This window comes from Nonomuraea sp. NPDC049684, assembly GCF_044465345.1.
GTDB lineage: Bacteria > Actinomycetota > Actinomycetes > Streptosporangiales > Streptosporangiaceae > Nonomuraea.
The window spans coordinates 809,563-832,228 of record NZ_JBITLO010000002.1; the positions used below are offsets into that span (position 1 = coordinate 809,563).

Genomic DNA, 22,666 nt, shown 5'->3' on the forward strand with positions numbered 1-22,666 from the left:
TTCCCGGCGGAACGAGGATCAGACGGCCTCGAAGACCTTCACGTCCTCCGCCTCGACCGCGGCGGCCTTGCGCGAGCGCAGCCCGGTGGCCGAGATCACCAGCCCGACCAGGGCCAGCACCAGCGCGACCACGATCGCCGAGCGCAGCGCGCCGATCGACAGCGTCTCGCCGCCCGAGGTCAGCACGGCGGTCACCACGGCCAGCACGATCGCGCCGCCGACCTGGCCGGAGGTGTTGAGCAGGCCGGAGGCCAGGCCCTGCTCGTCGTCGTCCACGCCGTTGGTGGCCTGGATGTTCAGCGAGGGGAAGGACAGGGCGAACGCGATGCCCAGCAGGACCATGCCGGGGAGCACCAGGCCGCCCAGGCTCGGCGTCTCGTCGATGCCGAGGAAGATCGCGTAACCGCCGGCCAGGGCCGCGGCGCCGATGACGATCAGCTTGCCGGTGCCGAACCTGTCGGCGAAGTCGCCCATCTTGGTCGAGCTGACCGCGACGAGCAGGCCCGCGGGCAGGAACGCCAGGGCCGTGCCGAGCGCCGACCAGTGCAGCAGGTTCTGGAAGTACTGCATGGCCACGAACTGGAAGGCCACGTACGAACCCATGAGGATGAGCAGCCCCAGGTTGGCCCGGACGATGTGGCCGGAGCGCAGGATGCCGAGCCGCACCAGCGGGTGCTTCATCCGCAGCTCGGTGAGGACGAACAGGCCGAGCAGCACCGCGACGGCCACCAGCGAGCCGATCGTCTGGAAGGAGGCCCAACCGGCCTCGGGAGCCTGCACGACGGTGAAGACCAGCAGCAGCATCGAGGCGGTGATCAGCACGGCGCCGACGAGGTCGTGGCCGCCCTCGGCCCGCTCCTCCCGGCCCTTCGGCAGCACCTTCAACGCGGCGATCAGCGCGATGATCGCGACCGGCACCGGCATGAGGAGCGTCCACCGCCAGCCGATCTCGGTCAGCAGGCCGGAGAGCACGAGGCCGAGCGAGTAGCCGCTCGCGCCGCAGGCGGTGAAGATGCTCAACGCCTTGTTGCGCTCCGGGCCCTCGGGAAACGTGGTGGTGATGATCGACAAGGCGGCGGGCGCGGTGAACGCGGCGGCCACACCCTTGACGAACCGGGCGGCGATCAGCAGGCCCCCGTCGTCCACGACACCACCCAGCAACGACGCGACGGCGAAGACGCCCAGAGCGACCAGGAACACCCTGCGCCGCCCGAGCAGGTCGGCGGTCCTGCCCCCGAGCAACAGAAGACCGCCATAGCCGAGCACGTAGCCGCTGACCACCCACTGCAGGGAAGACGTGCTGAGGCCCAGATCGTGCTGGATGGCCGGCAGGGCGACACCGACCATGGAGACGTCAAGGGCGTCAAGGAAGATCACTGCACAGAGCACGGCGAGCGCGCCCCAACGGGATGAGGAAGAGGACATGAGTAAGAACAATACATGCGTCAGCATCTAATGCAAGTGCATTTAATGCCGTTGCATGAATCTTCGCGAGATGGTAACCTCCGCGACATGGACGAGGAGTTCGTGGTCGAGACCTGGCATTACGTCCTGGCCAAACACGCGAAGGCCATGTGCGCGCTGGAGCGGGAGCTGGGCGAGCGGCACGGCCTCGGGCCCAGCGAGTTCGAGGTGCTCGACCGGATCGTCCACCACGACAGGAAGCTGCGCATCCAGGAGCTCTGCGAAGAGGTCCACCTGAGCCAGAGCGCCCTGTCCAGGGTCGTGGCCAGGCTGGAGAAGAGCGGGTTCGTCACCCGCGGCACGTGCGACTCCGACCGCCGGGGCGTGTTCGTCTGCATCACCGACGAGGGGCGCGCCCGCTACACCGAGGCGCTGCCCACGCAGCGCGCCGTCCTCGCGGGCGTCTTCACCGACGTGCCCGAGGTCCCCGCCGTCACCACCTAGCCGGTACGAGGCCGGGAAAGGCGGCGGCGGCCGTCCCCGGGCAGGGTCCGGCCGCCGCGCATGAGTGCTTCCGGCGGTCAGCCGATGCGGTCGATGACCAGGGGCAGCAGCTCGCGCCCCGACTCGGCGACCTCGTAGCCGCCCGACAGCGCGTCCAGCGCCCGCTCGAACCTGGCGGTCTCGTCGGCGTGCAGCGTCATCAGCGGCTGGCCCTCGCGCACCAGGTCGCCGGGCTTGGCGTGCAGCACGATCCCGGCCCCGAACGACACCGGGTCCTCCTTGCGCGCCCGTCCGGCGCCGAGCCGCCAGGCGGCCAGCCCCACGGCGTACGCGTCGAGGTGGGCCAGCACGCCGGACGACGGCGCCGCGACCGTCATGGTCTCGGCCGCCCGCGGCAGGACCGCGTCGGGGTTGCCGCCCTGGGCGGAGATCATCCGCCGCCACGCGTCCATGGCCGAGCCGTCGCGCAGCGCGTCGGCCGGGTCCTTGCCGGAGACCCCGGCCGCCGCCAGCATCTCGCGCGCCAGCCGTACGGTCAGCTCGACCACGTCGGACGGCCCGCCGCCGGCCAGCACCTCGATCGACTCCTCGACCTCCAGCGCGTTGCCCACCGCGCGGCCGAGCGGCCGGTCCATGGCCGTCAGCAGGGCGACCGTGCGCACGCCCGCGTCGCTCCCGAGCGCGACCATGGTCTCGGCCAGCTCGCGGGCGCTCTCGGTCGTCTTCATGAACGCCCCGGAGCCCACCTTCACGTCGAGCACCAGCGAGCCGGTGCCCTCGGCGATCTTCTTCGACATGATCGACGAGGCGATCAGCGGGATCGACTCGACGGTGCCGGTGACGTCGCGCAGCGCGTAGAGCTTCTTGTCGGCCGGGGCCAGCCCGGAGCCCGCCGCGCAGACCACCGCGCCGGCCGTGCGCAGGACGTGCAGCATCTGCTCGTTGGAGAGCGAGGCCAGCCAGCCCGGCACGGACTCCAGCTTGTCCAGGGTGCCGCCGGTGTGCCCGAGCCCGCGCCCGGACAGCTGCGGCACGTACGCCCCGCACGCCGCCACCAGGGGCGCCAGCGGCAGCGTGATCTTGTCGCCGACGCCGCCCGTGGAGTGCTTGTCGGCCGTGGGCCGGTCGAGCATCGACCAGTCCATGCGTTCGCCCGACCGGATCATGGCCTGCGTCCAGTCGGCGATCTCGCGCCGGTTCATGCCGTTGAGCAGGATGGCCATGGCCAGGGCGGACATCTGCTCGTCGGCCACGTCACCGCGGGTGTAGGCGGCGATCACCCAGTCGATCTGGCCGGTGGTGAGCTCGCCGCCGTCGCGCTTGGCGCGGATGACCTCGATGGCGTCCATGGTCACGAGCTCCTGCTGAGGTCGTCGGGGCCGAACGCGTACGGCAGGATCTGCGCCATGCGCTTGGGGCCGTCGACGGTCTCGACCAGCAGGTTCTCACCGCCGAACTCGTACAGGAGCTGACGGCAGCGCCCGCACGGCATGAGCAGCTCGCCGTGGCCGTCGACGCAGGTGAAGGCCACCAGCCGGCCGCCGCCCGACATCTGCAGCGCCGAGACCAGCCCGCACTCGGCGCACAGGCCGAGCCCGTAGGAGGCGTTCTCGACGTTGCAGCCGGTGACGATCCGGCCGTCGTCGACGACCGCCGCCGCCCCCACCGGGAACTTGGAGTACGGCGCGTAGGCGTTGCGCATGGCCGTGGCGGCCTCGGCGCGCAGGCCGTCCCAATCGATGTTCAATGTTGATCCCCCCGACGGAAGCGTACGCCGTCGGCCTTGGGCATCCGCAGACGCTGCGAGGCGACCAGGAGCACGAGCAGCGTGAGCACGTGTGGCGTGATGAAGACGAACTCGCCCGGCAGCGTCTCCACGGTCCGCCAGAGCCAGAACAGCAGGAGCGCGCCGACCGCCGCGGCGGCGATCACGGTGTAGTCCTTGACGCCCCTGGCCACGATCTCGGCCGGCTGGCTCGGCGCGACCAGCCTGCGGATCTGCAGCGCGATGTAGACCACCAGCAGCAGCGCGCCGAACAGGAAGAACGTGGTGACCGCGTTGGCCTCGCCGGAGCTGCGCAGTTGCAGGCCGCTGGCGTAGCCGAACAGGGACGAGCCGGCCGCGAGCCCGCCGGGCCGCCAGTTGCCGAAGATCATGGCCGCCAGGCCGATGAAGCCGCGTCCCTGCGTCTGGCCCTCGACGTACTTGTTGGAGACGAAGACCAGGAACACGCCGCCGAGCCCGGCGAAGGCGCCGGAGACGACGACCGCGAGGTACTTGATCCGGTAGACGTTCACGCCCAGCGACTCGGCCGCCCACGGGTTCTCCCCCGCCGACCGCAGCCGCAGCCCGAACGACGTGCGCCACAGCACCAGGTACGTCACCGGCAGCAGCAGCACGGCCAGGATGATCAGCGCGTTCACGTCGTGGGTGAGCCCGCGCAGGATGCCGGCCAGGTCGGAGAGCAGGAACCAGTGGGTGCTCTCCAGCTTGCCGAGCAGGTCGGGGCCGTCCGACAGCACGGGCAGGCTCACCTCGGGCGCACCCGAGCTGATCGCCGGCGAGGTGGTGATGCCGGCGCCCTTCGCGCTGGCCGAGGTGCCCTCGCCGTAGAGGACCTCGGACAGGAAGCGGGTGATGCCGGGGCCGAGCAGGTTGATGGCGACGCCGCTGATGATGTGGTCGACGCCGAACGTGACGGTCGCGATGGCGTGGATCAGCCCGCCGAGCGCGCCGCCGAGCAGCCCGGCTACCAGCGCGGCCACGGCGCCCCACTGGTATCCGGCCCAGCCGGCGAACCAGGTGCCGAGCACCATCATGCCTTCGAGGCCGATGTTGACCACGCCGGCCCGCTCGGCCCACAGGCCGCCGAGACCGGCCAGGCCGATCGGCACCGCGAGCAGCAGCGCCGCGTTGAACGTGCCGGAGGAGGTCAGGTCGTCCTGGCCGGAGATGATCCGCACCAGCGACAGCAGCAGGATGAGCGCGGCGACGCCGAGCAGCGCCACATGGTATTTGCCGACCCTGCTCATGCTGCCACCTCAACCGGTCTGTTCGTGTCGAGCTGCCGGGCGGCCCGCTGCTCCTCAAGCCGCATGGCGATGCGGTTGGTCACCTCGTTCGCGATGACCACCAGCAGGACGATGACGCCCTGGATGATCGTGATGACCGACGACGGCACGTCCGCGATCTGCAGCGCGCCCTGCGCCCGGTCGAGGAAGGCGAACAGCAGCGCGGCGATCGCGATGCCGACGGGCTTGTTCCTGCCCAGCAGCGCCACCGCGATGCCGAGGAAGCCGAGGCCGGCGGTGAAGTTGGAGTTGAAGGCGCCCTTGTCGCCGAGGATCTCGGGCAGGCCGATGAGCCCCGCGATCGCGCCGGACAGCACCATGGCCGCGATGACCATCTTCTTCGGGTTGACGCCCGAGGCGAAGGCGGCCGGCCCGTTGAGCCCGCTGGCCTTGACGTTGAAGCCGAAGCGGGTGCGCTCCAGCACGACCCAGACCACCAGGCCGAGCACGACGGCCACGAGCAGGAAGCCCCACACGCCGCCGCCGCGGGTCGGCGCCAGCAGCCCGAACCAGTCGAAGACGAAGTTCAGGTTGGGGAACATGGCCGACTCGGGGAGCTGCGGCGTGGTCGTGGTGAGCTGGCCGGCGGCCCGCTCGCCCGTGAACGGCCCGCGGACCAGGTAGGAGGAGAGGGCGATCGCGACGTAGTTGAGCATGATCGTGGAGATCACCTCGTTCACGCCGCGGGTCACCTTCATCACCGCGGGGATCAGCGCGTACGCGCCGCCGACGACGGCCGCGACGACGATGATCACCAGGATCTGGATCGGCTTCGGCGCGGTGAACGTCGAGCCGACGAAGGCCGCGCAGATGGCCGCGATGCGGTACTGGCCCTCGACGCCGATGTTGAACAGGTTCATGCGGAAGCCGACGGCCACCGCCAGACCCGCGATGAACAGCGGCACCGCCCGGTTGAGGAACGCCGCGATGCCGTTGGACACCGACCGCTCGGTCTCGCCGAAGTTGAAGAAGGCGGCGAACGCGTCGATCGGGCTGGCGCCCGCCGCGGTGATCGCCACGCTGGAGATCGCGATCGCCAGGACGATGGCGACGACGGCGCCTGCGACGGTGAGCAGCGCCCGGTTGAGCCCGGCGGGCATCACGTCTCCTCAGTGCCGGCGATGGCGCCGGTCATGTAGCCGCCAAGCCGCTCGGGCGTGACGTCGGAAGGATCGAGTTCGGCCACGAGCCGGCCGCGCAGGATGACCCTGATCGTGTCGGACAGGCCGATCAGCTCGTCGAGGTCGGCCGAGATCAGCAGCACGGCCAGGCCGGCGGCCCGCGCGTTGCGCAGGTGGTCCCAGATGGCGGCCTGGGCGCCGACGTCCACGCCGCGGGTGGGGTGGGCGGCGATGAGGAACGAGGGCTCGCCGCTCATCTCGCGTCCGACGATCAGCTTCTGCTGGTTGCCGCCGGACAGGGCCAGGGCCAGGGTGTCCACACTGGGGGTGCGCACGTCGTACTCCTTGACGATGCGCTCGGTGTCGGCCTTGGAGGCGCGGCGGTCGATCCAGATGCCGCTGCGCGCCGGTGGCCTGGTCTGGTGGCCGAGCACCCGGTTCTCCCACAGGGACGCCTCCAGCAGCAGGCCCTGCCGGTGGCGGTCCTCCGGGATGTAGCCGATGCCGGCCTCCCTGCGCTTCAGCGTGGACCAGGCGCTGATGTCCACGCCGCCGAGGGTGATCGTGCCGTGGGCGGGACGCATGCCCATGATCGCCTCGATCAGCTCGGACTGCCCGTTGCCCTCGACGCCGGCGATGCCCAGGATCTGGCCCGCGTGGATGTCGAAGGAGACGTCGTCGAGGATCAGGCGCTTGCCCTCTTCGCGCAGCTTGTCGACGTACAGGTCGACGGAGGTGCCCCGGGGGACGGGACGGAAGCCGTCGGCCTCCATCGTCAGCCGCGACACGCTCAGCGTGACGCTCTCGCGCACGGTGGACTCGCGGGTCTCCGGCGTGGGCAGCTCGCTGCCGACCATCAGCTCGGCGAGCCGGCGGGCGGTCACCTCGGCGGGGTTGACGCTGGCGACGGTGGTGCCGCGGCGGATCACGGTGATCGCGTCGGCGATGTTGAGCACCTCGTCGAGCTTGTGCGAGATGAAGATGACGGTCAGGCCCTCGGCCTTGAGCTCGCGCAGGTTCTCGAACAGCTCCTCGACCTCCTGCGGCACGAGGACCGCCGTCGGCTCGTCGAGGATGAGGATGCGGGCGCCGCGGTAGAGGACCTTGAGGATCTCCACCCGCTGGCGGTCGCCGACGCCGAGGTCCTCCACCAGCGCGTCGGGGTCGACGCGCAGGCCGTGGCTGCTGGCCAGCTCGGCGATGCGGGCCCGCGCCCTGCCGGTGTCGAGCACGCCGGCCCTGGTGGGCTCGGCGCCGAGGACGATGTTCTCCAGCACGGTGAAGTTGTCGGCCAGCATGAAGTGCTGGTGGACCATGCCGATGCCGACGTCGATGGCGTCGCTGGGGGTGCGGAAGCTGACCTCCCGGCCGTTGACCCTGATCGTGCCTTCGTCCGGCTTCTGCATGCCGTAGAGGATCTTCATCAGGGTCGACTTGCCCGCGCCGTTCTCCCCGACGATCGCGTGGACCGTGCCGGGTTCGACGGTGATGCGGATGTCGTGGTTGGCGACGACGCCGGGGAAACGCTTGGTGATGCCCTCCAGCTCTACGGCGGGCTGCACCGCGGCGAGGGTGTCCGAGCTCATTTCGCCTCTCCTAGAGCATGGGGGGCGGACGGGGCGGATAGCCAGAAGGCCCGAAGTGGGGACTCCGGGCCCTCGGTCGTCCGTTCCTACCCAGATTACGGCTTGGACGGAACCGTGATTTTGCCGTCGACGATGTCCTTCTTGGCAGCGTCGAGCTTGTCCTTGATGTCGTCGATCTCGCCACCGGTGGTGGACAGGCCCACACCGTCGACCTTGAGGTCGTAGACGGTGTTGCTGCCGCCCTTGGCGCCGCCCTGGAAGGCCTTGACGAACTCGAAGACGCCGACGTCCACGCGCTTGAGCATCGAGGTCATGATGACCGACTGGAGGTCGGTCTCCTTGACCGTCTGGCGCTGGTCGGAGTCGACGCCGATGGCCTTCTTCTTGGCCGCGGCCGCCGCCTGGAACACGCCGAGGCCGGAGTCGCCGGCGGCGTGGTAGACGATGTCCGCGCCGTCCTGGTACATCTTCTCGGCCGCGACCTTGCCCTTGTCGGGGGCCTTGAAGCCGGAGAAGTCACCGTCGGGGGTGAGGTACTTGATGTCGATCTTGATGTCCGACTTGACGGACTTGGCGCCCATCACGAAGCCCGCCTGGAACTTCTTGATCAGGTCGTTCTCGACGCCGCCCACGAAGCCGACGTGGCCGGCCTTCGACTTGGTCGCGGCCGCGACGCCCGCCAGGTAGGAGCCCTGCTCCTCGGCGAACAGCAGGCCGGTCACGTTCGGCCCGTTGGAGGCCGAGTCGACGACGGCGAACTGCACGTCGGGGTACTCGGCGGCGGTCTTCTTGATGTCGTCGCCGTAGGCGAAGCCGACACCGATGATGGGGTTGTAGCCCGCGTCCGCGAGCTGGCGCAGCAGGTCGCCGCGGTTGGAGCCGTCAGCGGCCGGGCTGAGCTCCTTGATGTCGGCGTTCAGCTCCGTCTTGGCCTTCTCCAGGCCGGCGTAGGCGGCGTCGTTGAACGACTTGTCGCCACGGCCGCCGACGTCGAACGCCAGGCCGACCTTCAGGCCGCCCTTGGGGGCCTCGCTGCTCGCGCCGGAGCTCGGCTGCGTGCTCGCCGAAGTGCCGCCACCATCGCCGCCGCCGCAGGCCGCGGCCGACATGAGCATGACGCCGGCTACCGAGCCGACGGCAATCCTGCTGAATCGCTTGCCGAGCAAGGCGACTCCTTCCATTTCCTCGCCGTCGAACTTCATCGCAGGCGCGAAGAAACGTACGGCACCTGCACGGAAGATAGTTGCTTGACCAGGGCAGACCAAACCGGCACACAGGGTCGCAACCGCTCCGTTATCGACATCAAGCGCGTCCGTGACCTGAATCTGGGTTCAGGCACTTGGGACGGCACCCGGAAAGTTTTGCCCAAGTTTGGTATGGAAGGGCCCCTTGCCGAGCGGTCGATCATGGCAGAGATTCCGATCAACGGTGGAAATTTCGTATCGGAGCCCCGTATGCAGCCCTGGAAGACACTGGCCGTACCGCTGGTCGCGATCCTCGCCGTGACCTTGGGCGGACCCGCCCCGGCGACGGCCGCCACCCCTGCCCTCAAGATCGAGAACAACGCCACCCAGCCCGTCTTCTCCCGCGCCGACGCCGTCAAGCAGACGGTCTTCGTCGAGGTGGCCGGGACCGACAGCGACGACGACGGGCAGCCCGACCGCGTCGCCATGGACATCCTGCGCCCCAAGGAGACCGACCAGGGCCTCAAGGTCCCGGTGATCATGGAGGCCAGCCCCTACTACGCCCCCGGCAACGACGTGCCCAACCACCCGGTGGACGTCGACGCGAACGGCAACCCGCTGCCCACCCTGAAGTCCCCATCGAACAAGCTCGCCCCCGAGCCCTTCGACGGCTACTACGACAACTACTTCGTGCCCCGCGGCTACGCCATCGCCCTGGTGGAGAACGTCGGCAGCGCCCGCGCCACCGGCTGCCCGTCCTCCGGCGACCGGAACGAGACCGCCGGCCCGAAGGCCGCCATCGACTGGCTGAACGGCCGCGCCCGCGGCTTCGACGCCGACGGCAACGAGGTCAGCGCCACCTGGTCCACCGGCAAGGTCGGCATGATCGGCGTCTCCTACAACGGCACGCTGCCCAACGCCGTCGCCTCGACCGGCGTCGAGGGCCTGAAGACGATCGTGCCGATCGCCGCCATCTCCAGCTGGTACGACTACTACCGGGCCAACGGCGGCGTCCTGGCCCCCGGCGGCTACCAGGGCGAGGACCTCGACGTCCTGGCCAAGTTCGTGCTGACCAGGGACAGGGGCTTCGAGGTCTGCGGCGCCAGGATGGACGCGCTGACCGCGGGCCAGGACCGGATCACCGGCGACTACGGCCCCCTCTGGGACGCCCGCAACTACCTCAACGACGTGGACAAGGTGAAGGCCAGCGTCTTCCTCGTGCACGGGCTCAACGACTGGAACGTCAAGACCAAGCAGTTCGCCCAATGGTGGTACGCCCTGGCCGAGCGGCACGTGCCGCGCAAGATCTGGCTGCACCAGGGCACCCACATGAACCCCTTCAACCTGCGCACCGCCGAGTGGCTGCGCCAGTTGCACGGCTGGTTCGACTACTGGCTCCAGGGCATCGACTCGGGCATCATGCGCGAGCCGCAGGCCGACGTGGAGATCGGCGTCGGCGAGTGGCAGCAGCACGCCTCCTGGCCGCTGCCCGGGGCCACCACGGTCGCGCTGCACCCGGCCGCCGGCGAACGTCTCGGCCTGCTGCCCCGGCCGCTGTCGCGCGCGGAGTCCTTCGTGGACCAGAGCGCGCGGACGGCCGAGCAACTGGTGGAGGCGACCGGGCCGGACCCGAACCGGCTGGCGTACCGGACCGGCGAGCTGCCCGCCGACGTGCGCATCTCCGGCACCCCGACGGTCTCGGTACGGGCCTCGTTCAAGGACGGCGCCTCGCCGTACCTGACGGCGTTGCTGGTGGACTACGGCACCGACGTGCGCCCGGACGGCACCCTGCTGTCGACCGGCCAGAGCTACTGCTACGGCGAGGGCGTCCCGGGTGACACGGGCTGCACGACGCTGCGGCGGCTGGGCACGGCGACGACCGCGTACAAGATCGTCTCCAGGGGGTGGCTGGACGTGCGCAACCGCCACCGCGCCGACCGCACCGAACCGCTGCGCCCCGGCAAGGAGTACACCTTCACCTGGGACTTCCAGCCCAAGGACTACCTGTTCAAGAAGGGCCACCGGCTGGGCCTGGTGATCATCTCGACCGACCGCGACTACACCCTGCGCTATCCGGCGGGCACCCGGGTCACCGTGTCGCCGGGGCACTCGTCCCTGCGGCTGCCGGTGGTGTTCGGCCGGCTCGCCTGAACCGCCGACGGCCCGCCGCGCGACGCGGCGGGCCGTTCGCTGCGGCGCTCAGGCCATGGCGTTGCTGATGGAGTCGATCGGGCCGACGTCCCACAGCGCGGTCAGCGCGGTGGCGGCCATCACCCGCACGCCCATCGCGATCGCCTTCTCGTCGACGTCGAAGGTGCCCTGGTGGATGTCGTACGTGACGCCGTCGGGCGAGCGCGTGCCCAGCCGGGCGAAGGCGCCGGGGATCGACTCCAGGTACCAGGCGAAGTCCTCGCCGCCGAGCGACTGCTGGGTGGGCACCACCGCGCCGGCGCCGAGCGCCCGCTCGGCCGCCTCGGCCAGCATCTCGACGCTGACCTCGTCGTTGACGACCGGCGGCACGCCGCGCGTGTAGTCCATCACGGCCTCGACGCCGTACGCGCCGGCGACGGACTCCAGCAGGGCCTTGATCAGGTCGGGGGCGGCGTGCCAGGCGTTCTCGTCGAGGCAGCGGATCGTGCCCTCGGCGATGCCGTCGTCGGGGATCGCGTTGGCCGCCGAGCCCGCCTCGACCCGGCCCCAGACGAGGCTGAGCGAGGAGCGCGGGTCGATCCGGCGGGACAGCGCGGCGGGCAGCTCGGTGAGGATCTTGGCCAGGGCGAAGACCAGGTCGGCCGTCAGGTGGGGACGGGCGGTGTGGCCGCCGGGGCCGGAGACCCTGACGACGATCTTGTCGCAGGCCGACGTGATCGGGCCGCTCCGCAGGCCGAGCTGGCCGACGTCGACGCGCGGGTCGCAGTGGAGGCCGAAGATGCGGTCGACGCCGCTGATGCCGCCGTGGGCCATGACCTCAAGGGCGCCGCCGGGCAGCTCCTCGGCGGGCTGGAAGATCAGCCGGACCCGGCCGGGCAGCAGCCCCGCCGCGGCCTGCTGGGCCAGGAAGAGCGCGGTGCCGAGCAGGACGGTGGTGTGCACGTCGTGACCGCAGGCGTGGCACGCGCCGGGGACGGTGGAGCGGTAGGGCACGTCCTTCTCGTCCTGGAGCGGCAGCGCGTCGATGTCGGCCCGCAGCGCGACCGTGGGCCCGTCGCCGCTGCCCACGTCGCAGATGAGGCCGGTGCCGCGCGGCAGCACCGACGGCGTCAGCCCCGCGGCGGTCAGCCGGTCGGCGATGCGCTGGGTCGTGCGGTATTCGGCGAAGGCGAGCTCAGGATGCATGTGAAGGTCGCGACGGAACGCCACCAGCTCCTGCTCGATCTCCGCCAGGAACGCGTCCAGCTCTCCCCGCAGCTCACGTCCCCGCATATGTCACCATCCATCCCGTCGAGGCCGCGCGTCCCACGCACGGACGGCGGCTCATAACGCTCTCGAAAAATTCCATCCTGCGGCAGCCACCTGGTTGAGGCGGCCGCTCGGCGAAAGAAAGCCACACCCGTAGGTTTCGGTGCGAGATCGTCAGCACGGGCTTCGCGTTCATCGGTCGCAGCAGCCCGGGTGCACGGCGGTAAGCCGTGAGCCCGGTGGCGATGCTTCTGACTTTATCGCTCCCGTGCGCCTTCGCGCCGACAGATACACCAAAAGTTGGCCGACGGCATGCCCGTAACCGCAGGTGGTCACGTTCCGCACATGCCTGCCTGATCCGGAAAATAGTCACAAGGGATCATTAGATGGTGACCCGATGTCGCCACTTCCAAACGTGCTCACCGATTTCGAATCCTGTCACCTTCTGTCATGGTCATGACACTTTGGCGCTTGCTGCATTTGTGAAGAATGCGTGTTTCACTCGCTATATGATCACTAATATCCCGTTCGGGGAGAAGTATGCCGGGTTGAGCATCTTCGAGCCGAGCGAGGGGACCCTGGTGGTCGTACCCTCGCTCTCCCTGCCGCAGGACGAGCTGCGCCGCATCACGGCAGCCCGGTCGTACGAGGAGCGCCTGCTCTTCCTCCTCCTGACGCTCCGGGAACCCGGGGTCAAGGTGATCTACCTCTCCTCCGCGCCGATCGATCCCGACATCATCGACTACTACCTCGGCTTCCTCCCCGACCCGGACGACGCCGCCAAGCGCCTGGAGCTCATCAGTCTCGACGAGCCCTGGTCGCAACCCCTCACCCGGACGCTGCTGCGCCGACCCGACGTCCTCGAACGGTTACGGTCGGCGATCGACGCCGACGCCTGGCTGGTGCCGTTCGTCCTCAGCGAGACCGAGGAGGAGCTGGCCGCGTCACTCAACGTCCCCATCTACGGCCCCGCCACCGCGCTGGCCTACTACGGCTCCAAGAGCGGCGCCCGCGAGGTCGGGCACGAGGCCGGCGTGCCCATGGCGCGCGGTTTCGGCGACGTGCACAGCATCATCGCGATCGACGAGGCCATCGACTCGCTGCCGGGCGAGCGGGTGATCGTCAAGCTCAACGACGGCTACTCCGGCCTCGGCAACGCCATCGTCGACAAGGCCGACCGCTCGCTGACCCGATTTTCGGCGGCCGGGGAGACCTGGACGAGCTTCACGACGAAGATCAGGGAGCGCGGCGCGGTGGTGGAGGAGTTCATCGAACATCGCCCGCTCTACTACCCGAGCGCCCTGGCCCGAATCACGCCAGGCGGGCACGCGGCCGTCCTGGCCACCCACGACCAGGTGCTCGGCGGCCCCAACAACGACGTCTACCAGGGCTGCACGTTCCCCGCCGCCCCCGAGTACCGGCACGAGGTGGGCGAGTCGGCCGGGCGCATCGCCGCCATCCTGGCCGAGCGGGGCGTGGTCGGCCTGTTCGGCATGGACTTCTTCGCCCTCAAGGCCGACGCCGGGTACGCCGCGCTGCTGTGCGAGATCAACCTGCGCATCGGCGGCACGACGCACCCGTACGGCGCGGTGGTGCTGACGACCGGCGCCAGGTACGACCCGGCCACCGGCCTGCTCATGGCCGGGGACCAGCCGAAGTACTACACCGCGACCGACAACTGCTCCTCCTCCTGCCTGCGTGGCCGCACGCCGGGCGAGGTCATGCGCACCGCCCGGCGGCTCGGGATCGGCTTCGACGCCGACCGGCGCACGGGCAACGTCTTCCACCTGCTCGGCGCCATCCCCGAGTACGGCAAGCTGGGCTTCACCTCCATCGGCGACTCGCGCGAGGAGGCCGACGAGCTGCACGCGCTCACCCGCCGCCTTCTCTGCGACGCCTGATCCCCGCCTCCCGCAGCCCGCGCCACCCGATCACCGCCAGCACCGCACCGAGGATCACGTTGACCCCGATCAGGATCCCGTGCACGACGTAGAAGCCGGTGGGATGCCCGTCGGCCAAGTTAAACCCGAGGTTGATCCACTCGACGATCATGAACACGCCGAGGATGACGAGGAAACCGGCGATCTTTGGTGACATGGTCATCTCTCCAGTATCGAAGGCGGATCATCCGGGGAATGTGTCGCCACATGGGCATTCACACGGAGCTACGCTGAGACCGCCATGTGGACGAAATTTGTGCCGGTTACGGCACTTCTCGCCGCGGTCACGCTCACGAGCGGGACCGCATCCGCCGCCCCGGCGACACCCGTCGGCGGTGACGCGCTGGGAAGCCGTGGGCTGGTGCAACCCCAAGGCGTCAAGGCGCCTCCCAAGAGCAAGGCTACTTCCTACGTCATCGCGGACGTGGAGACGGGTCAGGTGCTCGCCGCGAAGGACGCGCACGGCCGCTACCTGCCGGCGAGCACGCTCAAGACGCTCACGGCGCTGACGCTGCTGCCGAAGCTGGACAAGAACCGCAGGGTCCGGCCGAGCCAGAACGCCTGCAACCAGGAGGGCACGGCGGTCGGGCTGACGCCCAAGATGACGTACAAGGTCGACGACCTGTTCCGGGCGCTGATGATGTCGTCCGGCAACGACGCGGCCATGGCCCTGGCCGAGACGAACGGCGGCGTGGCCCAGACCATGCGCGACATGAACGCCGAGGCCAGGCGGCTCCAGGCGTACGACACGGTGGCCAAGACGCCGAGCGGCCTCGACAAACCCGGGCAGAGCAGCTCGGCGTACGACTTGGCGCTCATCGCCCGCGCCGGCCTCGCAAACCCCGATTTCCGGCGATATATCAGTACAAAGACGGCCAAGTTTCCGGCGCCCAAGGACTACTACGAGATCAGCAACCACAACAAGCTGCTCTGGCGCTACCAGGGCATGATCGGCGTCAAGAACGGCTGGACGTCCAAGGCGCAGGGCAGCTTCGTCGGCGCGGCCACCCGCGGCGGCCACACGATCCTCGTCACGATCATGCGGCACGAGGGCTACTTCTGGGACGAGGTGGCCAAGCTGCTCGACTGGGGCTTCACGGTCAGGGGCAAGGCGACCCCCGTCGGCCAGCTCGTCGAGCCGGTGCCCGACCAGGTGCGGGCCGCGCCGCAGGCGTCGGCGCCGGGGTCGAGGGTGACGCCGGCCGCCCAGCCGCCGCTGCTGGACACGGCGGCCTCCAAGCAGACCGACTCCACCCGGACGGTCGGCTCGGCCGTCATCGGCGGCGGCCTGCTGTTCGGGCTGGTCTGGCTCGGCTTCGGCATCCGCCGCAAGCGCAACAGGTCCCGCCTCTGACCCCAGGCGTCGCGTCGGGGCCCGGTCAGGGCTCCGAGGTCGGGTGCGGGGTCGTGCCCCTGCACTCGGGGCCGGCCGCCTGGTCCGGGTCGGCCGCCGGCACCTCCAGCGGATCGCCGAGCGACGGGATCGGCGACGGGGACGGCGGCGGGCACAACCCCGTGGTGGACGTCCACGCGGCGGCCAGCAGCACGAGCCTGGCCGAGAAGTTCATCCACACCAGCAACCCCACGATGGCGGCGAACGCGCCGTAGACGGGGTTGCTGAGCGTGGTGCTGAGCAGCAGGCTCGCCACCTGCTTGAGCAGCCCGAACCCGATCGCGCCGAGCAGCGCGCCCCTGACGATGACCTTGAACGGCTCGGCCGGCTTGGCGACCCAGCCGAGCAGGATCACGAACAGCACCCAGTCGGCCACGACGCTCGCCAGCACCACGAAGATCCGGAACCCCTCGGTGCTGAGCAGCGAGTTGTCGCCGAAGACGTGGTCGAGCACCTTGTCCGTGACCGTGGTCGCGGCCCCGGACACCAGCGTGGAGACGACCAGCGTCGCCCCGAGCAGGATGACCGAGATCAGGTCGCGCAGCTTGCCCAGGAAGAAGTTCGGGGGCGGCACCGTGGTCATCGACATCTCGCGCAGCGCCGCGCGCAGCGCGTCCATCGCGCCGAGCCCGGCGTACAGGAGGCCGAGGAGGCCGATGATGCCCGCCGTCGTCCTGGCGCCGGCGATCTGCTCCAGGTTGAGGTCGGTCGCCATGCCGGGGAGCCGTTCGGTGATGGCGGTCTCCAGCGCCTCCCTGGTCGCGCTGCTGGCGTCGAGGGTGAAGCCGAGCACCGCGTACCCGAGCGCGAGCAGCGGGAAGAAGGACAGGAACGAGAAGTAGGTGACCGAGCCGGCGAGCCGGTCGCCGCCCTGGAGCTGGTAGCGGCGCACGGCCCTGACCAGGTGGTCGATCCACAGCCTGCGGACCCGCCAGTGGTCGAGCGTCGTCCGGCCCCAGGCGCGCAGCGACGCGATCCGCTCGTTCAGACTCGTCATCACGCCCTCACCCCCCGCCGGAGGCGGACGATCACCTCGTCACGGCGTCGGCCGATTCTGCCAGTGACGCGAGGACCGCCGCCAGATCCTGATGGAGCATCTGCCCATCTCGCTTGACGACACGCCCGCCGACCAGCACGGTTTCCACGACGGAGGGGTCGGCGTTGAGCACGACGGCGGCGATCGGGTCGTGCGCCGCCGCCATGCCGAGGGTGTCGGTGCGCAGCAGTTGCAGGTCGGCCTGCTTGCCCGGCCGCAGCGAGCCGACGACGTCGCCCAGGCCCACCACCTCGGCCCCCTCGACGGTGGCCATGCGCAGCACGTCGCGGGTGGTGAAGCCGGTGCCGCCGCCGTCCGGCCGGCCGCGCTCCAGCAGGTACGCCGCCCGCATCAGGCTGAACATGTCGCCCGGCGCGCAGCTCACCGTGTCGATGCCGAGCCCGGTCGGGGCGCCCGCCGCCCTGGCCCGCCCGCTGACCGGGTAGCCGAGGCCGAGCGTCATCTCGTCGACCGGCGAGACCGACACGTTGCCGCCGCCGGCCGCGACGCGCTTGAGGTCGTCGTCGGTGTAGCTGTTGGCGTGCACGAACGTGGTCCGCGGCCCGAGCAGGCCGTTCGCCTCCAGGAACGCCAGGCCGCGGGCGGCCTGGTCCGGGCCGCCGACGCCCATGTGCACGGTGACCGGCAGGTCGAGCTCGCGGGCCAGCCGCCATTCGGCCAGCGCGTGCTCCTCCGCCACGATCTCCGGCCCGAGCGCGGCGACGACCATGGTGACCAGGCCGCCGCCCGCGCCGAAGTGCTCCTCGTACACCCTCAGGCCCTCGCGGACGAGCCCGCCCGGCTCGCCCCCGTGGCACCAGCCGAGCACGGCCCTGATCCCCGACTCGCGCAGCGCCCGCACGGTGGCCTCGGTGTGGGCGGGCGAGAGCTGGATGTGGGACCAGTCGAGCAAGGTGGTGATGCCGGTGTCGAGGCACTCCAGCGCGCCGGCGAGGTTGCCCGCGTAGACGTCGGCCGGGCGGTGGGCGGGGGCCAGCTCGCCGAGCACGCGGCTCAGGTAGCCGTCGAAGGCGACGTCGGGGGCGACCGCCCTGATGCCGGCCTGCCAGGTGTGCCGGTGGGTGTCGACGAACCCGGGCAGCACGATCCGCCCGGTCGCGTCGATCACCTCGGCGCCCGGGACGTCGGGCAGGCCGGGGCCCACCTCGGCGAGCACGCCGTCCTCGACGCGCACGTCGACCTGGCCGAGCACCACGGGCTCGGGCTCGGTGTCGATCACGGTGCCGTTCTTGATCAGTAGCGTCGTTGTCATGGCGAAAAGCTTAATGAGAAGCTTTTCAGAAAGCAATCTGCCGATGGGTATTCTCGATGGCGTGAAACCGGATGAGATCGACGCGATGGTGCCGCGCTGGGTGGAGTCCGGGCTGTCGTCGTCGCTGATCGCCGGTCTGGAGCTGAGCAAGCGCCTGTCCAGGCTGCACCTGGTCTTCGAGCAGGCGATCAAGGCGGAGCTGGCAGAGCTGGGGCTGACCTACGCCGAGTTCGACGTGCTGGCCGCGCTCGCCCGTACGCCGGCGCCGCACCGGATGAAGCCGAGCGAGCTGTCCAAGGCGCTGCTGCTCACCTCGGGGGGCACCAGCAACGTGCTCCAGCGGCTGACCGCGGCGGGCTACGTCGAGCGGGAGGCCAACGCGGGCGACGCGCGCAGCCGGTGGGTGCAGCTCACGGCCGAGGGGCATCGGGTGGCCCTGGCGGCCCTCGACGCCTCCTCGCGGGCGCACGAGGAGGTGCTGGCCGGGGTGCCGGAGCAGGACGTCAGAGCCGCCGCCGACGCCCTGCGCGAGGTGCTCGCCCCCGTCGGCCGCCGCCGCTTCCGCTGACCCGCCGACCCGCTCTCGCCGGCCACTGCCGCTTCCGCCGGCCCGCAGACCCGCCCAGCGCGCCCGCCGGACGCGGCCGTCAGGTCGCGCGCAGGGCGTCAGGTCGCGCGCAGGGCGTGGCGGTCGGCCCAGGAGCGGATCGCCGCCGCGATGGCCTCCGGCCGGTCCTCCGGGGCGTGGTGACCGGCCGGGCCCAGGTGCTCGATCTCCAGGGCCGAGATCGTGCGGGCGCACCAGTCGAGCACCTCGCCCTGGATCAGCAGGGTCGGCGAGGAGTCGAAGGTGAGCAGCAGCTTGGGCACCTCGTCGCTGTTCGCCAGCCACTTGTCGTAGCGCTCGACGGCCTCGGCCACGTCGGCCGGGTCGCCGTCGAGCGGGATCGAGCGCGCCCACTGCAGCAGCGGCCGGCGGCTCTCCCTGGTCGCGTACGCCTCCAGGTACGGCCGCAGCTCCTCCTCGCCCAGCGGGTTCAGCACCCCGCCCGTGTACGCCGTCCGCACCAGGAAGTCGTCGTCGAGCACCAGCCGCTCCCCCGCCTCGCTCCTGATCAGCTCGCTGCGGGCACGCGGCCCCTCGCCCAGCTCGCTCCAGCTCATCGGCCGCACGATGGTCTCGAAGAAGGCCACCCCGCGGACCCGGTCCGGATGCCGCGCCGCCCAGTCGAAGGCCAGCGCGCCGCCCCAGTCGTGGCCGACCAGCACGACGTCCTCCAGGCCGAGCCGGTCGAACCAGGCGTCGAGGTAGCGGGCGTGGTCGGTGAAGCGGTAGGCGAGGTCGGGCCGTCCCGAGCGGCCCATGCCGATCAGGTCGGGCGCGAGCAACCGGCCGGGCCCCACCCCGGGCAGCACGTTGCGCCACAGGTGGGAGGAGTTGGGGTTGCCGTGCAGGAAGACGATCGGCACGCCCTCCCCCCGGTCCTCGTAGTACATGGTCGAGTCCAGCACCTCGGCGACAGGCATGACACGTCTCTTTCGTTCGTGGTACTAACGTTTATGACACTAACGAACTTACATCGTTAGTGTGACTAACGCAACGGGATAGGATCACCGGCATGAGCCACGACATGTCCGACGCCTCCGACCGGGCCGCCCCCGCCCGCCTGCGCGGCCTGCCGAGCCGGCTGCTGGCCCACGTCGCGATGCAGGCCGACCGGCTGGTCAGCGACCGGCTCGCGGGCGCCGACGCGCGCAAGTGGCACTACGCGGTGCTGGTCGCGCTGCGCGAGTCCGGCCCGGCCAGCCAGGCCGAGCTGAGCCGGCTCACCGGCATCTACCGCAGCGACATGGTCGCGCTGCTCAACGAGCTGGCCGAGCGCGGCCTCGTCGAGCGCGCGCCCGACCCCGCCGACCGCCGGCGCAACGTCATCTCCATGACCGAGCTCGGCCGCGACCGGCTCACCCGGCTCGACGGGCTGGTGGACGACGTCCAGGACGAGCTGCTCGCGCCCCTGACCGGCCCCGAGCGCGACCAGCTCGTCGGGCTGCTCGGACGGCTGCGCGACCACCACTCCCGATCGCCTCAATAGTGGGCAAAGACTGGTAAAAGCCGAGGCGTGGGAGCTTGCCGACATACCTCCTGACCAGGGGGAACGCATGGCAGGGCCGCTCCGGTGACCCTAGCCTGTGCTGTGTCGGGACCGAGCCAGGAGGCGTCACCCCCATGACCGAAATCAGCACCGGGCAGATGGTGCGGCTCCAGCGCGAACGAAGGGGCATGAGCACGACCGCGCTGGCGACCCAGTCCGGCTGCACCACCCGGCACATCGAGCTGATCGAACACGGCAAGCGCACCCCGTCGCTGCCCCTTCTCCGCGAGATCGCCAAGGTCCTCGGCGTACGGACCGCCGTGCTCCTGGGCGAGACCCCCCGCGACTCCCACGAGCCCAGCAGGCCGCAGATCCGCGACATCGAGCGCGCCCTGTTCGCCTGTCGCGCCGGCGAGCCCGACCTCGAACCGCCCGACGCCGAGCAGCTGACCGAACGCGTGGCGGCGGCGCGCAACGCCTGGTTCACCTCGGCCCGCCGGTACTCGATCCTGATGGCCGCGCTGCCCTCGCTGGTCTCCGACGCCGAGAGCCTGGCGGCCGAGCGCACCCCCGCGGCCTACCGGACGGCGACGGACGCGTACATGCTGGCCAGGGGGGTGCTCAAGCACCTGCAGCGGGTGGATCTCGCGCACCTGGCCGCCGACCGGGCCATGCGTTACGCCGAGGAGTCGGCCGACCCGCTGATGCTCGCCTGGGCCCACTGGAACCTCGGCCAGTCGATGCTCTCCGACGACATGCACCAGATCGCCCACGACGTGGCCCGGCGCGGCATCGAGATCCTCGACCCCCATGTGGCCGGCGGCGACGTACGGCACATCAAGGCCCTCGGCGCGCTGCACCTGCTGGCCGCCATCAGCGCGGCCAGGGGCGGCGACGACGAGCAGGCCAGGGAGACCGTGCGCGGCGTCGCCACCCGGCTCGCCGAGCGCGCCGACGACCACTCCGACGCCTACGACCTGGCCTTCTTCGGCCCCACCAACGTCGCCATCCACATGGCCAGCATCGAGAACGACACCGGCCGCCCGGAGGCCGTGCTGCGGCTGGCCGACGACATCGACATCCGCAGGACACCGTCCATCGAGCGGCGCACCACGCATCTGTGCCACGTCGCCCGCGCCTGCGAAGACCTGGGCGACGACGCCGCGAGCCTGGTCTACCTGCTGCGGATCGAGCGCGAAAGCCCCGAGGAGCTCGACCACAAGCTGCTGCTGCGGGAGATGGTGCGCTCGCTGGTGCGCCGGGCGCGGCCGTCGTGGGCGCCGGAGGTGCGCTTCCTCGCCGAACGCCACAACATCGACGTGTGAGGCCGCCCACCGAACTCTGAGTTCGCTGCGGCCGAACGGGGAGATCTGTCGCCGCGGTTCGTCACCGAGCGGGTCCGGGGTGGCACTGTGCGTCCATGACCACAACGCCGAGTGCTGACGTCGTCATGGAACGCCTGCTGGAGGAGGCCATGCGCGAGTTCCCCGGCTGGGCGTTCAGCCGGGGGCGGTCGGGATGGACCGCCGTGTCGGGCGGTGTGCGGCTGACCGGCCGGAGCCTGGCCGCGCTCCGCGCCCGCCTGCGCGTACGGCCACTCGACCGGCGCCTGTGACGACCGGAGGAAGGGCGGCCGGCCCGCCGCCCTTCCCGCGTCACAGCTTGGGCAGGAAGCCCACCCGGTCGCGGACCTCGGCCATCGTCCGGCGGGCGACGGCGGCGGCGCGCTCGGCGCCGACGGCCAGCAGGCGGTCGAGCTCGGCCTCGTCGGCCAGCAGCTTCTCCGTGCGCTCCCGGATCGGCGTGAACGTCTCCACGACCGCCTCGGCGACGTCCTTCTTGAACGTGCCGTAGCCCTGGCCCTCGTAGCGGGCGACCAGGTCGGGGATGGGCGTGCCGGTCAGCGCCGACTGGATGCGCAGCAGGTTGGAGATGCCCGGCTTGTTCTCCTCGTCGAACAGCACCTCCGAGCCCGTGTCGGTCACCGCGCGCATGACCTTCTTGCGCAGCGGCCCCGGCTGCTCCAGCACGTCGAGGATGCCCGCCGGGCTGGAGGACGACTTCGACATCTTCGCCGTCGGGTCCTGGAGGTCGGTGATCTTCTCGACCTCCTTGAGGATGAACGGGTCGGGCAGCGTGAACGTGTCGCCGAAGCGGTGGTTGAAGCGCTGGCCCAGGTCGCGGGTGAGCTCCAGGTGCTGCTTCTGGTCGGCCCCCACCGGGACGGCGTTGGCCTGGTAGAGCAGGATGTCGGCGGCCTGCAGGATCGGGTAGGTGAACAGCCCGACGCTGGCCGCGCTCTCGCCGAACTTGGCCGACTTGTCCTTGAACTGCGTCATCCGGGCAGCCTCGCCCATGCCGGTGAGGCAGATCAGGATCCAGGCGAGCTCGGTGTGCTCGCGCACGTGCGACTGCACGAAGACGGTCGAGCGCTCGGCGTCGAGGCCGGCGGCGAAGAGCTGCGCGGCGGCCACCCGGCTGCGCCTGCGCAGTGCGGCGGGCTCGGTCGGCACGGTGATCGCGTGCAGATCGACCACGCAGTAGAAGGCGTCGTGGGTCTCCTGCATGGTGACCCACTGACGGACCGCACCCAGGTAGTTGCCCAGGTGGAATGAGTCCGCGGTGGGCTGGATGCCGGAGAGAACACGAGGTCTGGCCATA

General features: G+C 70.5%; 21 protein-coding genes. 8 read left to right on the top strand and 13 right to left on the bottom strand.

The window, feature by feature from the left end; all coding sequences use genetic code 11:
* Nucleotides 1-18 precede the first annotated feature (18 nt).
* The gene (locus tag ACIBST_RS09495; protein ID WP_397170479.1) at nt 19-1,377 is read right to left on the bottom strand and encodes an MFS transporter; all 1,359 of its coding nucleotides are present in this window, start codon (nt 1,375-1,377) and stop codon (nt 19-21) included.
* Nucleotides 1,378-1,512: 135 nt separating this feature from the next.
* Here ACIBST_RS09495 and ACIBST_RS09500 point away from each other — a divergent pair, with 135 nt between their 5' ends.
* A complete protein-coding gene (locus ACIBST_RS09500) occupies nt 1,513-1,908 on the top strand; it encodes a MarR family transcriptional regulator (RefSeq protein WP_358282389.1) in 396 nt (131 codons plus the stop codon).
* A 77-nt stretch (nt 1,909-1,985) separates the two neighbouring features.
* Here ACIBST_RS09500 and ACIBST_RS09505 read toward each other — a convergent pair whose 3' ends face one another.
* From ACIBST_RS09505 to ACIBST_RS09530, 6 genes are all read right to left on the bottom strand, one after another.
* On the bottom strand, nt 1,986-3,257 hold the full coding sequence (locus ACIBST_RS09505) for a thymidine phosphorylase (protein WP_397170480.1): 1,272 nt from the start codon (nt 3,255-3,257) through the stop codon (nt 1,986-1,988).
* 2 nt (nt 3,258-3,259) lie between these two features.
* Nucleotides 3,260-3,655, bottom strand: a complete 396-nt coding sequence (locus ACIBST_RS09510; RefSeq protein ID WP_352324863.1) for a cytidine deaminase — start codon at nt 3,653-3,655, stop codon at nt 3,260-3,262.
* A complete protein-coding gene (locus ACIBST_RS09515) occupies nt 3,652-4,941 on the bottom strand; it encodes an ABC transporter permease (RefSeq protein WP_397170482.1) in 1,290 nt (429 codons plus the stop codon). The genes ACIBST_RS09510 and ACIBST_RS09515 overlap by 4 nt, the downstream gene beginning before the upstream one ends.
* The gene (locus ACIBST_RS09520) at nt 4,938-6,080 is read right to left on the bottom strand and encodes an ABC transporter permease (protein ID WP_364338261.1); all 1,143 of its coding nucleotides are present in this window, start codon (nt 6,078-6,080) and stop codon (nt 4,938-4,940) included. Before ACIBST_RS09520 ends, ACIBST_RS09515 begins: the two co-directional genes overlap by 4 nt.
* Nucleotides 6,080-7,687 (bottom strand): ABC transporter ATP-binding protein, encoded by a 1,608-nt coding sequence (locus tag ACIBST_RS09525; protein ID WP_397170484.1) that lies wholly within the window; start codon nt 7,685-7,687, stop codon nt 6,080-6,082. Before ACIBST_RS09525 ends, ACIBST_RS09520 begins: the two co-directional genes overlap by 1 nt.
* Before the next feature lie 95 nt (nt 7,688-7,782).
* Nucleotides 7,783-8,853, bottom strand: a complete 1,071-nt coding sequence (locus tag ACIBST_RS09530; RefSeq protein WP_397170486.1) for a BMP family protein — start codon at nt 8,851-8,853, stop codon at nt 7,783-7,785.
* A 288-nt stretch (nt 8,854-9,141) separates the two neighbouring features.
* Here ACIBST_RS09530 and ACIBST_RS09535 point away from each other — a divergent pair, with 288 nt between their 5' ends.
* Nucleotides 9,142-11,022: a Xaa-Pro dipeptidyl-peptidase gene (locus ACIBST_RS09535; protein ID WP_397170487.1), complete on the top strand. Its 1,881-nt coding sequence runs from the start codon at nt 9,142-9,144 to the stop codon at nt 11,020-11,022.
* Between the two features lie 48 nt (nt 11,023-11,070).
* Here ACIBST_RS09535 and ACIBST_RS09540 read toward each other — a convergent pair whose 3' ends face one another.
* The gene (locus ACIBST_RS09540; RefSeq protein WP_397170489.1) at nt 11,071-12,294 is read right to left on the bottom strand and encodes a M20 family metallopeptidase; all 1,224 of its coding nucleotides are present in this window, start codon (nt 12,292-12,294) and stop codon (nt 11,071-11,073) included.
* Nucleotides 12,295-12,779: 485 nt separating this feature from the next.
* On the opposite strand from ACIBST_RS09540, the gene ACIBST_RS09545 reads away from it, so the two are divergent.
* Nucleotides 12,780-14,171 carry a peptide ligase PGM1-related protein gene (locus tag ACIBST_RS09545; RefSeq protein ID WP_397170490.1) on the top strand — a complete coding sequence of 464 codons (1,392 nt, stop codon included), beginning with the start codon at nt 12,780-12,782 and terminating at the stop codon, nt 14,169-14,171.
* Here ACIBST_RS09545 and ACIBST_RS09550 read toward each other — a convergent pair.
* Nucleotides 14,143-14,373, bottom strand: a complete 231-nt coding sequence (locus ACIBST_RS09550) for an SCO4848 family membrane protein (protein ID WP_352326812.1) — start codon at nt 14,371-14,373, stop codon at nt 14,143-14,145. The genes ACIBST_RS09545 and ACIBST_RS09550 overlap by 29 nt on opposite strands.
* A gap of 198 nt (nt 14,374-14,571) precedes the next feature.
* Here ACIBST_RS09550 and ACIBST_RS09555 point away from each other — a divergent pair, with 198 nt between their 5' ends.
* Complete coding sequence (locus tag ACIBST_RS09555; RefSeq protein WP_397170492.1) at nt 14,572-15,564, top strand: D-alanyl-D-alanine carboxypeptidase family protein; 993 nt, start codon at nt 14,572-14,574, stop codon at nt 15,562-15,564.
* Nucleotides 15,565-15,589: 25 nt separating this feature from the next.
* On the opposite strand, the gene ACIBST_RS09560 is transcribed toward ACIBST_RS09555, so the two are convergent.
* Together ACIBST_RS09560 and ACIBST_RS09565 are read right to left on the bottom strand one after the other, a co-directional pair.
* The gene (locus ACIBST_RS09560; RefSeq protein WP_397170494.1) at nt 15,590-16,600 is read right to left on the bottom strand and encodes a YihY/virulence factor BrkB family protein; all 1,011 of its coding nucleotides are present in this window, start codon (nt 16,598-16,600) and stop codon (nt 15,590-15,592) included.
* A gap of 31 nt (nt 16,601-16,631) precedes the next feature.
* Complete coding sequence (locus ACIBST_RS09565; protein ID WP_397170496.1) at nt 16,632-17,912, bottom strand: amidohydrolase family protein; 1,281 nt, start codon at nt 17,910-17,912, stop codon at nt 16,632-16,634.
* A 61-nt stretch (nt 17,913-17,973) separates the two neighbouring features.
* Between ACIBST_RS09565 and ACIBST_RS09570 the strand changes: the two genes are divergently transcribed.
* On the top strand, nt 17,974-18,480 hold the full coding sequence (locus ACIBST_RS09570; protein ID WP_397170497.1) for a MarR family winged helix-turn-helix transcriptional regulator: 507 nt from the start codon (nt 17,974-17,976) through the stop codon (nt 18,478-18,480).
* A gap of 98 nt (nt 18,481-18,578) precedes the next feature.
* On the opposite strand, the gene ACIBST_RS09575 is transcribed toward ACIBST_RS09570, so the two are convergent.
* The gene (locus tag ACIBST_RS09575; RefSeq protein ID WP_397170499.1) at nt 18,579-19,439 is read right to left on the bottom strand and encodes a haloalkane dehalogenase; all 861 of its coding nucleotides are present in this window, start codon (nt 19,437-19,439) and stop codon (nt 18,579-18,581) included.
* Nucleotides 19,440-19,531: 92 nt separating this feature from the next.
* On the opposite strand from ACIBST_RS09575, the gene ACIBST_RS09580 reads away from it, so the two are divergent.
* The 3 genes from ACIBST_RS09580 to ACIBST_RS09590 all read left to right on the top strand — a co-directional run bounded on the left by ACIBST_RS09580 (nt 19,532) and on the right by ACIBST_RS09590 (nt 21,620).
* On the top strand, nt 19,532-20,005 hold the full coding sequence (locus ACIBST_RS09580; RefSeq protein WP_397170500.1) for a MarR family winged helix-turn-helix transcriptional regulator: 474 nt from the start codon (nt 19,532-19,534) through the stop codon (nt 20,003-20,005).
* 134 nt (nt 20,006-20,139) lie between these two features.
* Entirely contained in the window at nt 20,140-21,330 is a 1,191-nt protein-coding gene (locus ACIBST_RS09585) for a helix-turn-helix domain-containing protein (RefSeq protein ID WP_397170502.1), read from the top strand.
* 95 nt (nt 21,331-21,425) lie between these two features.
* Nucleotides 21,426-21,620 carry a hypothetical protein gene (locus ACIBST_RS09590; protein WP_352362042.1) on the top strand — a complete coding sequence of 65 codons (195 nt, stop codon included), beginning with the start codon at nt 21,426-21,428 and terminating at the stop codon, nt 21,618-21,620.
* A gap of 40 nt (nt 21,621-21,660) precedes the next feature.
* Here the strand turns inward: ACIBST_RS09590 and trpS are convergent, their stop codons facing one another.
* On the bottom strand, nt 21,661-22,665 hold the full coding sequence (gene trpS, locus ACIBST_RS09595) for a tryptophan--tRNA ligase (protein WP_397170504.1): 1,005 nt from the start codon (nt 22,663-22,665) through the stop codon (nt 21,661-21,663).
* Nucleotide 22,666: the final 1 nt, after the last annotated feature.

Coding starts and splice junctions, on each gene's coding strand:
- ACIBST_RS09500 (WP_358282389.1), top strand. CDS start 1,513: ATGGACGAGGAGTTCGTGGTCGAGACCTGGCATTACGTCCTGGCCAAA.
- ACIBST_RS09505 (WP_397170480.1), bottom strand. CDS start 3,257: ATGGACGCCATCGAGGTCATCCGCGCCAAGCGCGACGGCGGCGAGCTC.
- ACIBST_RS09515 (WP_397170482.1), bottom strand. CDS start 4,941: ATGAGCAGGGTCGGCAAATACCATGTGGCGCTGCTCGGCGTCGCCGCG.
- ACIBST_RS09520 (WP_364338261.1), bottom strand. CDS start 6,080: ATGCCCGCCGGGCTCAACCGGGCGCTGCTCACCGTCGCAGGCGCCGTC.
- ACIBST_RS09525 (WP_397170484.1), bottom strand. CDS start 7,687: ATGAGCTCGGACACCCTCGCCGCGGTGCAGCCCGCCGTAGAGCTGGAG.
- ACIBST_RS09535 (WP_397170487.1), top strand. CDS start 9,142: ATGCAGCCCTGGAAGACACTGGCCGTACCGCTGGTCGCGATCCTCGCC.
- ACIBST_RS09540 (WP_397170489.1), bottom strand. CDS start 12,294: ATGCGGGGACGTGAGCTGCGGGGAGAGCTGGACGCGTTCCTGGCGGAG.
- ACIBST_RS09545 (WP_397170490.1), top strand. CDS start 12,780: ATGATCACTAATATCCCGTTCGGGGAGAAGTATGCCGGGTTGAGCATC.
- ACIBST_RS09550 (WP_352326812.1), bottom strand. CDS start 14,373: ATGACCATGTCACCAAAGATCGCCGGTTTCCTCGTCATCCTCGGCGTG.
- ACIBST_RS09560 (WP_397170494.1), bottom strand. CDS start 16,600: ATGACGAGTCTGAACGAGCGGATCGCGTCGCTGCGCGCCTGGGGCCGG.
- ACIBST_RS09565 (WP_397170496.1), bottom strand. CDS start 17,912: ATGACAACGACGCTACTGATCAAGAACGGCACCGTGATCGACACCGAG.
- ACIBST_RS09575 (WP_397170499.1), bottom strand. CDS start 19,439: ATGCCTGTCGCCGAGGTGCTGGACTCGACCATGTACTACGAGGACCGG.
- ACIBST_RS09580 (WP_397170500.1), top strand. CDS start 19,532: ATGAGCCACGACATGTCCGACGCCTCCGACCGGGCCGCCCCCGCCCGC.
- ACIBST_RS09585 (WP_397170502.1), top strand. CDS start 20,140: ATGACCGAAATCAGCACCGGGCAGATGGTGCGGCTCCAGCGCGAACGA.
- ACIBST_RS09590 (WP_352362042.1), top strand. CDS start 21,426: ATGACCACAACGCCGAGTGCTGACGTCGTCATGGAACGCCTGCTGGAG.
- trpS (WP_397170504.1), bottom strand. CDS start 22,665: ATGGCCAGACCTCGTGTTCTCTCCGGCATCCAGCCCACCGCGGACTCA.